Here is an 11,885-nt window from a genome sequence, read left to right as displayed (position 1 = left end):
CAGAATGCCCGTTGGCGACGTTGCGGGTAAAACGTCAGACGCGCTCGCCGTTCTTCACCCGGTAGGTCGGCTTGTACATGGTGACGAGTTCTTCCGCCGCGGTCGGGTGCACGGCCATCGTGCGGTCGAAATCATCCTTGGTCAGGCCCGCCTTCAGCGGAATGCCGAGAAGCTGCGCCATCTCGCCGGCATCCGGCCCGAGGATATGAGCGCCGAGCACTCTCTTCGAGGCGCCGTCTACCACCAGCTTCATCAGCATCTTTTCGTCGCGGCCCGACAGCATGTTCCGCATCGGCCGGAATGTCGCACGGTAGATCTCGATGTCGGGAAAGCGCTTTATTGCCTCGTCTTCCGAAAGGCCGACCGTGCCGATTTCGGGCTGGGAGAAGACCGCGGTGGCGATCGTATCATGGTCGGGCGCGGTCGGATTGTTCTTGAACGCGGTCTCGACGAAACACATCGCCTCGTGGATCGCCACCGGCGTCAATTGCACGCGGTTGGTGACGTCGCCGATCGCCCAGATATTATCGATATTGGTGCGGGAATATTTGTCGACATGGATCGCGCCGGTCTTCGACAACTCGATGCCGACACCTTCCAGGCCCATATTCTCGGTGTTGGGCAGACGCCCGATGGCGAGCATGACCTGATCGATCGTCAGCACCTCGCCTCCAGTGATGACGGCGTCTAGCCGTCCGTCCGGGCGCTTCCTCACCCATTCGGATACGGCATGGCAGAGGATCCTTACCCCCTTCTTTTCCATCGTCTCGTGCAGCATGCGCCGCAGATCCATGTCGAAGCGAGAGAGGATCTCCTTGCCGCGATAGACAAGCGTGGTGTCGACACCGAGGCCGTGGAAGATGTTGGCGAATTCGACGGCAATATAGCCGCCGCCTTCGATCATGATCGCCTTCGGCAATTCCTTGAGGTCGAAGGCTTCATTGGAAAAGATGCAGTGTTCATGGCCGGGCAGAGCGGGGTGCGGCGCCGGGCGACCGCCGGTGGCGATAAGAATCTGATCGGCCGTGACGGTGCGGTCCTCGCCGAGAAGATGCACCGCATGAGCATCGACCAGCATGGCGCGCGACTGAAACGTCTCGCCGCCGGCGCCTTGCACGTTCTTCCTGTAGATAGCCTCCAGCCGGCTGATCTCGCGATCCTTGTTGGCAACCAGTGACGGCCAGTCGAAACTCGCCTGCGGCACCGTCCAGCCATAACCGGCGGCGTCGGCAAAGTGTTCGGGAAACTGCGAGGCATAGACATAGAGCTTCTTCGGCACGCAGCCGCGTATGACGCAGGTGCCGCCATAGCGGTATTCCTCGGCAATGCCGACGCGCTTGCCGAGTGCCGCCGCCACGCGCGCCGCCCTCACCCCGCCGGAGCCGCCGCCGATAACGAAAAGGTCGTAGTCGTAACCGGCCATGGTGCGGCTCCTTGCCCTTCAAATTTCTGAGACAGGTAGGCTGCAAACCATCAAAAGAAAAGCCCGGACCACTACGCCACGCATGCTGTCGGATGCGCAATAGAGACCGGGCTTCCGGTCCAGCAGCGATAACGCCGCCGGAAATATGCTCAGTTCTTCGGTGCTTCCGGCTGCGCACCATCGGCAGGAGCCGCGGCATTTGCCGGTGCTGCGGCCTTTGCTGCCGCGGCCAGCGTTTCGCCGACCTGCTGGGCGAGATCGCGAGCGACGCCGTTCTGCCAGATATCGGCGGCCTTGAGCAGTTCACGCGTCACGGCCGGGCCGCTGTCGAGCAGCTTCTTGCCGGTATCGGAATTGTAGAAAGCGGCGATCTCGGTAAGCTCTTTTTCGGAAAACACCTTGGCATAAGCCATGGCTGCTTCCTTCTCGAGATCGGCACGGCGCGAGGCCAGCGCCAGCGCCTTTTCGCTGATCGTCCTGCCGATCAGCTCCTGCATATCCGGGTTCTTCTGGATAAGCTGCTGCTGAAGCGCGGCGGCTGCCTGCGGCAGGATGTTGTCGAACGGGTCCGTCGCGTGGATCGCCGCGACCGCGGCGCGCGCCGCCTTCAGATGCCCGTCGGTGACGTCCTGCGAGAACGCCGGCGATGAAAGCGCAAAGACGGCTGAAGCTGCCAGAACGGCAGAAAAACGGCGAACCCGGTTATGCAACATCATGGTCGATAGAACTCCCTGGTTTTCGGGCGGCAAGGACGGTTTGGATGCCGTCGCCGGCGATGATGGCCGCGGATGCAAGCCCGATGAAAAGACCATGCTCGACCACGCCTGGAATGGCATGGAGAGCATTCGAAAGCGCTCTTGTATCCGGAATGCGGCCAAAAGATGCATCGAGGATAAAATGGCCGCCGTCTGTAACAAAAGGCTGGCTCCCCGTCATCCTCAATGTGACCGGACCGGCAAGGCCGAGCCTTCCGGCTGCCGCGGCGATCGCGATTTCCGTGGCGCGCAGGCCAAACGGGTTGACTTCGATGGGCAGTGGAAAACGGCCGAGCGTCTCGACCATCTTGGAACGGTCGGCAATGACGATCATGCGGGCGGAAGCCGCCGCCACAATCTTTTCGCGCAGCAGCGCACCGCCGCCGCCCTTGATCAACGTCAGCGCCGGATCGATCTCGTCGGCGCCGTCGATGGTAAGGTCGAGTACGGGTGTTTCCTCCAGCGTCGACAGCGGCACGCCGAGCTCGCCGCAAAGGATGGCGGTGCGCTCCGAGGTTGGCACGCCGATAATGGTGAGGCCCGTGGCGACTTTTCCGGCGAGCAGCCGCACGAACTCTTCGGCCGTCGAGCCGGTGCCGATGCCGAGCCGCATCCCGTCGCTCACATGGGCAAGCGCAGCACGTGCGGCTTCAATCTTCAGTTGCCTTGCATCCATGCCGTGTGTCGCGCCCCAAAATTTGTTTGGGCGCTCCTACCATTTTTGCCAGTCCGATCAAAGACCTTGACTGTGGATTGACTGAGCCGGCTTGCCTGAATGGATCGCAGCGGCTATCGCCTGCCAACGACGCAATCGCCACAGGACAGGCCATGACCCGACCGATCATCGTGTTCGACCTCGACGGGACGCTGATCGATACAGCGCCGGACCTGCTCGACAGCCTCAACCACAGCCTTGCCGCCAGCGAACTCGCTGCCGTCGATAACGTCGGCTTCCGGCGCTTCGTCGGCCATGGCGGGCGAGTGATGATCGAGCGCGCGCATGCCGCGCAGCAGAGATCGCTGGAAAGCGCGGAGCAAGACCGGTTGCTGAAGCTGTTTCTCGATCATTACACCCATAACATCCCCGGCAAATCACGCCCCTATCCCGGCGTCGTCGAGACGATCGCGCGATTCGAGGCAGCCGGTTATCTCTTGGCCGTCTGCACGAACAAATACGAAGCCAACTCGGTGGCACTGATCGAGGCGCTCGGTCTGGCGAAGCATTTCGCTGCGATTTGCGGTCAGGACACGTTCGCGTTCCGCAAGCCCGACCCGCGCCATCTGACCGAAACAATCGCGCTGGCCGGCGGCGATCCGCACCGCGCGCTGATGGTGGGTGATTCGCAGACCGACATCGATACGGCGAAAGCCGCCGGCATTCCCGTGGTGGCGGTCGATTTCGGCTACACCGACCGCCATGTGCGCGAATTCGAACCTTCGGCGGTGATCTCGCATTTCGATGCGCTGACGCTTGGTCTGGCTGAACGCCTGATTGCCGCTGTGGGGCACTGAGCGACGGCGACCAGGTCTTCGGCAGGACGGCAGGACATCGCCTTGACTTCCCTGGCCTGCCCCCCTTATATCGCGGCGCGCTTGGCCTTCGGGCAACGAGCGGGCGATTAGCTCAGCGGGAGAGCACACCCTTCACACGGGTGGGGTCGCAGGTTCAATCCCTGCATCGCCCACCATCTTTTCAAGCACTTAGCCATACCGCCTATCCTTCGCGTACAGAAACCGCACAGAAACGGGCGTCAGTTGAATCCTTCGATCCAGCGGCGCACAGCGTCGGGGCCGCGGGCGATATTCATCATGCCGAGGAAGAGCTCCGGCGGAACCTTCGTCTAGGGTGCTTCCCCATGTCAGAGCCCCATTGAGGCAACAGCAGTCTGCATATTGAACGCAGCCCGGGAGAAAGTTGACGGACGACGAAATCGTCCTAGGTGAGCTGCTATCTCAGTGATTGTACCGGGAATTGACGAGAGGAAATCGCCGTCGACCTTCCGCTCCGACCAAGGTGAAACAGCGCAATTGCAAATGCTTCCGGCTTCCGCAAACATTGCTGAATCCCATCAAGGGCCCATCGCGGCCGATCCGAAACTAGGACGCTGGCTTCCTGCCCGGTGTCCTGGCGGCCCTTGAGGATGACCTTGAGTGCAGAAGCGTCCTTAAGTCAAAAGGGAGGAATGGCCAATGAAACTGACAAAACACCTCGCCGGCGTGGTGATCGCGTCAACCTGCCTGTGTATGCCCGCGCTGGCGCAGACGAAGTTGACCATGTGGTATCACGGCGCCGGCAACCAGGTGGAGTCGCGAATCCTCAACCAGATCGTCTCGGATTTCAACACCAGCCAGTCCGACTGGACGGTTGCCATCGAGAGCTTCCCAGAGAAGAGCTATAACGATTCCGTCGCGGCCGCTGCCCTGGCGGGCAACCTTCCCGATATCCTGGATGTAGACGGCCCCATCATGCCCAATTGGGCCTGGGCCGGCTATCTGCAACCGCTGCCGATCGACGAGAGCGAGTTCGCCGACTTCCTGCCCGGCACCAAAGGTGTTTGGAACGGCAAGCTCTATTCGGTCGGTCTGTGGGACGCGGCGGTGGCGCTTTTTGCTCGCCGATCGACGCTGGACGAGCTGGGCCTGCGCACCCCGACCCTCGACAAGCCTTGGTCGAACCAGGAATTCATGGCCGCGCTCGATGCCGCCAAGGCCTCCGGCAAGTATGAATTTGCCCTTGATCTCGGCATGAACGATCAAGCCGAATGGTACTCCTATGCCTTCTCGCCATTCCTGCAGAGCTTCGGCGGCGACATTGTCGACCGCTCGACCTACCGGACCGCGGAAGGCGCGCTGAACGGCGAGGCTGCACAGGCGTTTGGCAAGTGGTGGCAATCGCTGTTCACCGGAGGCTATGCGCCTGGCACCAGCGAGGATCCCGCCGATCAGCAGACCGGCTTCATCGAGGGGAAGTTCGCCTTCCAGTGGAATGGCAACTGGCGCGCGGTGGAGACGATGGAAGCCGTGGATGACGTTGTCTTCCTTCCAGCACCCGACTTCGGCCAAGGCAACAAGATCGGCGCAGGCTCCTGGCAGTTCGGCGTCTCGGCCAAGTCCAAGCATCCCGAAGGTGCTGCCGCGTTCATCAAGTTCGCGGCGCAGGACAAATATCTAGCCGCCTTCTCCGACGGCATCGGCCTGATCCCGCCCACGCCCTCGGCGGCACAGATGACAAAGAACTACGGGGATGGCGGCCCGCTCGCCATGTTTTTCGATCTCTCCAAGGCACAGGCGCTGGTGCGCCCGGTCACGCCGGGCTACGTGGTCCAGGCCAAGGTCCTCACCAAGGCACTGGCTGACATCGCCGATGGTGCCGACGTAGCCGACACGCTCGATGCGGCGGTCGACGAGATCGACGCCGACATCGAAAGCAACGGCGGCTACGGTCACCGGTAGTTCCGTCGTGCCGGAGTCCCCGCCAGCCGCGGCCTCCACGCTTTCTGGCTTCTTGGGCGGATATCGCAAATGGCGTCGAAATTAACCCTGTCGAACCGGACGGGCTGGACATTCGCCCTACCGGGCTTCGCCCTCATCGTCATATTCGTCGTCCTGCCGTTTTTCTTCGCGATCGGTCTCTCGTTGACAAATCAACGGCTGCTGTCACCGAACGCCACCCAGTTCGTCGGGTTGGAAAACTATCGTCAGCTCCTGGGTTTTGCGGTGGTGACCCTCGAACCCGAGCGCGACGCTGCTGGCGAAGTGGTCCGAAATGGAGCCGGCGAAATCCAGTATCCCCGCCTGCGTGCGATCACCCGCAGCGACGACTATCCCCAGTATCGCGGCATGCGCGAATGGTTCCGCTGGCAGTCCGGCGAGAACGTCCAGGTCGCCATCGCCAGCGACGTCGTGTTCATGAAGGCGCTGTTAAACACCTTCCTTTTCGTCCTGGTCGTGGCGCCGATGCAGGGCGGCCTCGCGCTGATGCTTGCCCTGCTCGTCAACCAGAAGCTCAGGGGCATCAGCATATTCCGGACCATCTACTTCATGCCGGTGGTGGTCTCCATCGTCGTGGTCTCGCTGCTCTGGCGGTTTATCTATGACGGCCAGAACGGGCTGTTGAACAGTATCCTCCAGGGCCTCAGCTTCGGCCTTTTCCAGCCCGTCGACTGGCTGGGTAAAGCCTCGACCGCGTTGCCTGCGATCATGGCCATGTCGATCTGGCAGGCCGTCGGCTTCCATATGGTCATCTGGTTGGCCGGGTTGCAGACGATCAGCCCCACGCTCTACGAAGCCGCCGCGATCGAGGGCGCTTCGAAATGGCAGACCTTCCGCTATGTCACCTGGCCGGGGCTGCGCTACACCGCGGTGCTTGTCCTTGTTGTGATCACCATGCAGGGCTTCGCGCTCTTCGCCCAGATCGACGTGATGACCAATGGCGGTCCGCTCGACAGCACCCAAACCCTCGTCTTCCAGGCGGTCGAGCGCGGCTATGGCAAGCAGGACATTTCGGGCGGCTCGACCATCTCGGTCATCCTGTTCGCGATCGTGTTAGCGATCTCACTTATCCAGCGCTGGCTGACACGGGAGCGTTAAAATGGCCTTCCATCCCGACAGTCATGGCCTGAGGCTCTTCGTCCGTTATCTGGTGCTGTGCCTGATCGCTCTGATCTTCCTCTTTCCGCTCGTGTTCATGATCAACTCGAGCTTCAAGCCCGACAATCAACTCCTCGCGGACACCTCCAGCCTGCGTGCCTTCCTGCCCGTCGGGGACATCAGCCTCGACAACTATTTCGGAGCGTTCCGGCGGGCTCCGGTCGGCCTGTTCGTCTTGAACTCGGTTCTGGTCACCGGGGCGACCGTCCTTCTCTCGTTGCTGATCTGTTCGCTGGCCGCATTCTCCTTCGCTTTCCTACGGTGGAAGGGGCGCGATGTGGTGCTCTCGATCGTCATCGCGACGCTGATCATCCCTTTCGAGACCATCGCTATCCCGCTCCTTCTCCTGGTCTCGAAACTGCCCTGGATCGGGCTCGAGGGGCTGCAATGGGGCTGGCTGAACACCTACCGGGTGCAGATCATCCCCTGGATCGCCGACGGACTGACGATCTTCCTGTTCGTGCAGTATTTCAAAGGGCTGCCGGGCGAGCTGATCGAGGCGGGCCGGGTGGAGGGCGCGAGCTGGTGGCAGATCTACTATCGCATTGTCATGCCGCTTTCAGGACCGGTTCTGGCGACCGCCGCCATCCTGAAGTTCCTCGTCATGTACAATCAATACCTCTGGCCGCTCATCGTGGTGCAGCAGGAAAGCTACCGCCCGGTCATGGTCGGTCTCGGCTACTTCTTTCAACTCAACGTCGCCTGGGGCGAGGTCATGGCCTATCTCACCCTTATCACCGTCCCGGTGCTGATCTTCTACCTATTCCTGCAGCGCGCCTTCATCGCATCGATCGCCTCGACCGGTGTGAAGGGCTGAATACATGGTTGTCGCGCTCAAAGACCAGCCGATCTGGGACAGAGGTCTGCCCATGGTTGCAAAGCGCTGGCACTGTCATTTCCTCGCGGCCGAAAAATCGATCGGTGGCCCCGAATTGCGGCACATGAATCAGGAAACGGGAGCCATCGCTCATGGCTGAAGTCTGGCTCAAGGGCATCAAGAAATCCTATGGCCGCGTCGACGTCATCAAAGGCGTCGATATCCACATCAACGAGGGCGAGTTCGTCGTCTTTGTCGGTCCGTCAGGCTGCGGAAAGTCCACCTTGCTGCGCGTGATCGCCGGACTTGAGGACGTAACCGAAGGTACCCTCGAGATCGGAGGCCGGGTGGTCAACGAGCTTCAACCTAGGGAACGCGGTGTTGCGATGGTGTTCCAGAGTTACGCCATCTTTCCGCACATGACCGTGCGCGAGAATATCGCGTTCGGTCTTACGATCGCGGGCGCTTCCAAGCAGGAAAAGCAGCAGAAGGTCGCCGAGGCCGCACGCATCCTGCAAATGGAACATTTGCTCGACCGTCGCCCAAGTCAGCTTTCGGGCGGCCAGCGCCAGCGCGTGGCTATCGGGCGCGCAATCACCCGGAAACCGGCCGTATTCCTGTTTGACGAACCGCTCTCCAATCTCGACGCCGCGCTGCGCATGGACATGCGGATGGAAATCGGCCGGCTGCGCAGGCAACTGGGCACAACGATGATCTATGTCACCCACGACCAGGTTGAGGCGATGACGCTGGCCGACAGGATCGTCGTCCTAAAGGACGGTCAAGTCATGCAGATCGGAGCGCCGATGGAACTCTATCACGAGCCGGCTAACAGGTTTGTAGCCGGCTTTCTGGGAGCCCCGTCGATGAATTTCCTGAATGTCGATGTCCTCGACTTTGATGGCAAAGCGGCAACGGTTGGCAATCAATCCCTGGAGCCGATCAGGATCGCGACCAAAGAGCGCCCCTTCCGGAGAGACGGTAAGGCCATACTGGGCATCCGTCCGCAGTATCTTCGGGCGGTGCAATCTGGAAAAGGCATGCTGCATGGCGTCGTAGCGCATGCCGAGCGGTTGGGCAGCGAGACGGTTGTGGACCTGACACTTCGCGACGATCGCGAGCTCATTGCCGCCTTCAACGAAGACAAGATCTTTCAACCGGGTGACGTTCTGGAGCTCGCGTTCGACACGGCCTTAGCCCATCTCTTCCCCGAGGAAGAGTGATCTGCAATAGTTGCTCCGTAAACGTGGGCAACGACAATGCGATGCATCGGGCGCGATTCGCGCGGCGGGATGAGTGTGCATTCCGGAAATCCGGAACAAACCTGCAAGGCCGCGAGTTTCTGCTCCTCCAACAGTGAGGGAAGCCATGTCCAGATTTGTTTTGGCGACAGGTGTCGTAGTTCTCTTTTTGGGTGAACCGGCACTTGCCGCAGACGAAAGCCCGCTGCCGCCGCAGAATGCCAGGAAACTGTCCGAAATCATTGCCAAGGTCGAGCAGCGCAACGACTTTCGCTATGTCGACGAGGTCGACTGGGACAGCGGCGCCTACACCGTCACCTACTACACAACCGACAAGGCGAAAGTCGAAATCACCTATGATCCGGTGACAGCCGAGCCGAAATAGATCGCCGCACTTTCCTCCAGCAAATACGTGTGCAGCTTGGTGGCATGCCTCGGAGACTGGCAGCGCCGTAGCTTTACCAAGAGCGGGCTGAATTCCTGCACGCTTTCGATGTCTCTTGCGCCGATGCGCCCTTTGATGGCTGATGGCAGCGTTCTCATTGAGCCGCACGGGGGTGGGCATGGCGACGGTAAAGCATGTGGCGAAACGCGTTCTGATGATGCTCGCCGGCTATTTCGTTGCGGTGCTGGTCGGGCTGATCGCCGTGGCCACGATCTATGGTGCATTGAGTTCGCTGCCCGATGCGCCGGCGTATTTCGATTTCATGGGGGTCACCCCGATCGCGGCGCTGGTCGTGCCGCCGCTCGGCATGTTCATCTATTTCCTGACGATCGTGCTGACCGGCCTGCAGACGCTGATCTTCGCGTTGATCGCTGAATTGTTTTCGCTGCGCAATTTCCTGCTGCATATGGTCTTCGGCGCCGCGGCAGCGGCTGGCGGATTCGCCTTGATCTGGCCCAGCGCGCCGGAGGACGTCAATCCCGAGCGCTGGGCCGATATCGCCATCATCGCCGCCGCCGGCCTTGTCGCCGGTCTGGTCTACTGGCTGATCGCCGGGCGCGAAGCCGGCTTCCGGCGCCCGCTCTCCCTACGCTAGATTCCTCAGCTTGCCGGCGAGCGCACCGCTTCCGTGCTGTCCAGCGCCTGCTGCAGCCGCGTGTCGCGGTCGTAGACGTCATGGAAGTATTCGACATTGCCGGACATATCAGGCCATGCGGTGAAATAGGCAACATAGACCGGGATCGTGCGCGCCACCTTTTCGGTCGAATGTCCGTGCTTCAGCTTCTCCGCGATATAGTCGACCGAGTTGCCGAGCACGGCCGCCGCCATGCCACGCGGATCCTGCAGGCGAACGCAGCCATGGCTGAGCGCGCGCATGTCGCGCTGGAAAAACGACTTCTGCGGCGTGTCGTGCATGTAGATTGCGTGCTTGTTGGGGAACAGGATCTTGAGCTCGCCCAGCGCATTGGCCTCGCTCGGAAGCTGGCGCACGCCATAAGGTATCTTCGCACCATAAGCGCCCCAGTTGACCGAGGAGGAGGGAATGCGCTTGCCGCGCGCATTGACCACTTCGTAGCCGGCGCGGTCGAGATAGCCGGGATCCCGGCGCAGCCGGGGCAGCATCTCGTTGACGAGGATCGACTGCGGCACGCCCCAATAGGGGTGGAAGTCGACCTGCTCGAGCTGATCGTAGAAGAAGGACGTCTGGTTTGTGGTCTTGCCGATCACGGCGCGGGTCTTCAGCTTCTCCTCGCCATTTTCGATGTAGCTTGCCGTGAACGCCGGCTGGTTGATAAAAACGCGCGGGCTGCCAAGATCAGATGGCAGCCAGCGCAGCTCTTCCAGCGCGACCTTTACCTTCTGGATCTTGTCGACCTTGGACGTTCCGGCCAGCGCCGCCACGGTGCGCGGACCGATGACGCCGTCGCCCTTCATGCCGGCCTTCTTCTGCACCGCCTTGATAACCGGCACCAGTTCCAGGTCATAGACTTCGCTCGTGGCGAGCCGGGCTAATATCTCGCCATAGGCGCCACCCATCTCGTCGTCGAGGTTGCGCGCGATCTTCGCCAAAAGCTTCGGCAGTTCGGGGCTGGTCTCGCCTGGCTTCAGCAACAGCTTGGGATCGACGACTATCTCGTCTTCGGCGCTGGCCTGAAGCGATTCCAGTTCGACGCGCAGCGCCTGATATTCCTCGTTCTGCGGATGCCGTGATTCGAGATAGGTGCGCGCTTGTTGGGTGCGTGCCAGCGTTTTCAGCACGCCTTCCATGTCGATCGGCTTGGCCGGAAAATCATAATATCCGGTCATGCGATTGGGGTCGACGCGGCCGCTTTGCGCATCATGCACATAGCGCAGGACGCGCGCCGACAGTGCCATCTCGAATCGGACCAGCTCCTTCAGCCGCGCATCGGCATCGCTGGTCGACTCGCTAGCCGCGGGCACTTCCACCGTGTAGTCGGCAGGTGTGAGGCCATAGCTCGCCGCCTCGCCAAGCACCCGCACCGCATCCTGCGCGCGGCTGTTGGCACTGGCTCCCGTTACCCAGATAAAATCAGGATTGGCCGAGTAATAGGCAACAAGCGCCTTGGCGATGTCTTTTTCGGCATAGAGTTCATAGTCACCAAGGCCGGCGATCGCTTCGCGGAAGGCGGCGCCAGTGGCTGAAGATGGAGTGGCGGAAGACGGCTGGAAGGCTGCATCCTGTGGCATTGCCGGCTCGGGCATCATCGACAGCGTGGAGAAGTCGACGCGCACCAGTGGATCGCTCTTGTAGGTGTAATAGGACGGGCTGCTGATTTGGACGGCACCGCTCCCTCCGCCGCTGCGCTTGTTGCCTGCGTTGCGAGAAACGGCCGGCGCCTTTGGCTTCGGCTTGTATTTCGGCATCTGCCCTGACGGCGGCGGGGGAAAATCACCTTGCGGCGTGTGCCGGATGCCGCCGCCGAAAAGCCTCTCGAAAAGCCCTTGCGCGTCTGCCTGTGGCATGCCGAAGGCCACCAAAGCCGCGATCACCGCAAGCGGCATCACGGTTGCTTTGTTTCCGAGGAATTTCATC

Annotated in this window: 12 protein-coding genes and 1 tRNA gene; 9 read left to right on the top strand and 4 right to left on the bottom strand. The window is 61.2% G+C overall.

Translation table 11 applies throughout. The features are described from left to right. Nucleotides 1-34: 34 nt before the first annotated feature. The 3 genes from gor to rpiA all read right to left on the bottom strand — a co-directional run bounded on the left by gor (nucleotide 35) and on the right by rpiA (nucleotide 2,854). Complete coding sequence (gor, locus tag AC0L26_RS07920) at nucleotides 35-1,423, bottom strand: glutathione-disulfide reductase (RefSeq protein WP_473632039.1); 1,389 nt, start codon at nucleotides 1,421-1,423, stop codon at nucleotides 35-37. Between the two features lie 149 nt (nucleotides 1,424-1,572). Further along, nucleotides 1,573-2,139, bottom strand: a complete 567-nt coding sequence (locus AC0L26_RS07915; protein WP_473632038.1) for a DUF2059 domain-containing protein — start codon at nucleotides 2,137-2,139, stop codon at nucleotides 1,573-1,575. Further along, nucleotides 2,126-2,854 carry a ribose-5-phosphate isomerase RpiA gene (gene rpiA / locus AC0L26_RS07910; RefSeq protein WP_473632037.1) on the bottom strand — a complete coding sequence of 243 codons (729 nt, stop codon included), beginning with the start codon at nucleotides 2,852-2,854 and terminating at the stop codon, nucleotides 2,126-2,128. Before rpiA ends, AC0L26_RS07915 begins: the two co-directional genes overlap by 14 nt. Before the next feature lie 152 nt (nucleotides 2,855-3,006). On the opposite strand from rpiA, the gene AC0L26_RS07905 reads away from it, so the two are divergent. From AC0L26_RS07905 to AC0L26_RS07865, 9 genes are all read left to right on the top strand, one after another. Further along, nucleotides 3,007-3,690, top strand: coding sequence for a phosphoglycolate phosphatase (locus AC0L26_RS07905; protein ID WP_473632036.1), 684 nt, complete (start codon nucleotides 3,007-3,009; stop codon nucleotides 3,688-3,690). A 101-nt stretch (nucleotides 3,691-3,791) separates the two neighbouring features. Continuing rightward, a tRNA-Val gene (locus AC0L26_RS07900) sits at nucleotides 3,792-3,866 on the top strand. A 502-nt stretch (nucleotides 3,867-4,368) separates the two neighbouring features. Further along, nucleotides 4,369-5,631: an ABC transporter substrate-binding protein gene (locus AC0L26_RS07895; protein WP_473632035.1), complete on the top strand. Its 1,263-nt coding sequence runs from the start codon at nucleotides 4,369-4,371 to the stop codon at nucleotides 5,629-5,631. A 69-nt stretch (nucleotides 5,632-5,700) separates the two neighbouring features. Further along, a complete protein-coding gene (locus AC0L26_RS07890; protein WP_473632034.1) occupies nucleotides 5,701-6,768 on the top strand; it encodes a carbohydrate ABC transporter permease in 1,068 nt (355 codons plus the stop codon). A 1-nt stretch (nucleotide 6,769) separates the two neighbouring features. Beyond that, nucleotides 6,770-7,645 carry a carbohydrate ABC transporter permease gene (locus AC0L26_RS07885; RefSeq protein WP_473632033.1) on the top strand — a complete coding sequence of 292 codons (876 nt, stop codon included), beginning with the start codon at nucleotides 6,770-6,772 and terminating at the stop codon, nucleotides 7,643-7,645. 4 nt (nucleotides 7,646-7,649) lie between these two features. Further along, nucleotides 7,650-7,805, top strand: a complete 156-nt coding sequence (locus tag AC0L26_RS07880) for a hypothetical protein (RefSeq protein ID WP_473632032.1) — start codon at nucleotides 7,650-7,652, stop codon at nucleotides 7,803-7,805. Further along, nucleotides 7,798-8,868, top strand: a complete 1,071-nt coding sequence (locus AC0L26_RS07875) for an ABC transporter ATP-binding protein (RefSeq protein WP_473632031.1) — start codon at nucleotides 7,798-7,800, stop codon at nucleotides 8,866-8,868. Before AC0L26_RS07880 ends, AC0L26_RS07875 begins: the two co-directional genes overlap by 8 nt. Nucleotides 8,869-9,013: 145 nt before the next feature. Next, nucleotides 9,014-9,271, top strand: coding sequence for a PepSY domain-containing protein (locus AC0L26_RS07870; protein ID WP_354492303.1), 258 nt, complete (start codon nucleotides 9,014-9,016; stop codon nucleotides 9,269-9,271). Nucleotides 9,272-9,449: 178 nt separating this feature from the next. Then, nucleotides 9,450-9,926 carry a hypothetical protein gene (locus AC0L26_RS07865; RefSeq protein WP_473632030.1) on the top strand — a complete coding sequence of 159 codons (477 nt, stop codon included), beginning with the start codon at nucleotides 9,450-9,452 and terminating at the stop codon, nucleotides 9,924-9,926. A gap of 5 nt (nucleotides 9,927-9,931) precedes the next feature. Here AC0L26_RS07865 and AC0L26_RS07860 read toward each other — a convergent pair whose 3' ends face one another. Continuing rightward, nucleotides 9,932-11,884 carry a L,D-transpeptidase family protein gene (locus AC0L26_RS07860; protein WP_473632029.1) on the bottom strand — a complete coding sequence of 651 codons (1,953 nt, stop codon included), beginning with the start codon at nucleotides 11,882-11,884 and terminating at the stop codon, nucleotides 9,932-9,934. Nucleotide 11,885: the final 1 nt, after the last annotated feature.

Source organism: Mesorhizobium sp. WSM4823 (assembly GCF_055811195.1).
The sequence above is the reverse complement of the archived record's forward strand: the minus strand, read 5'-3'. Positions and strand labels throughout refer to the sequence as shown.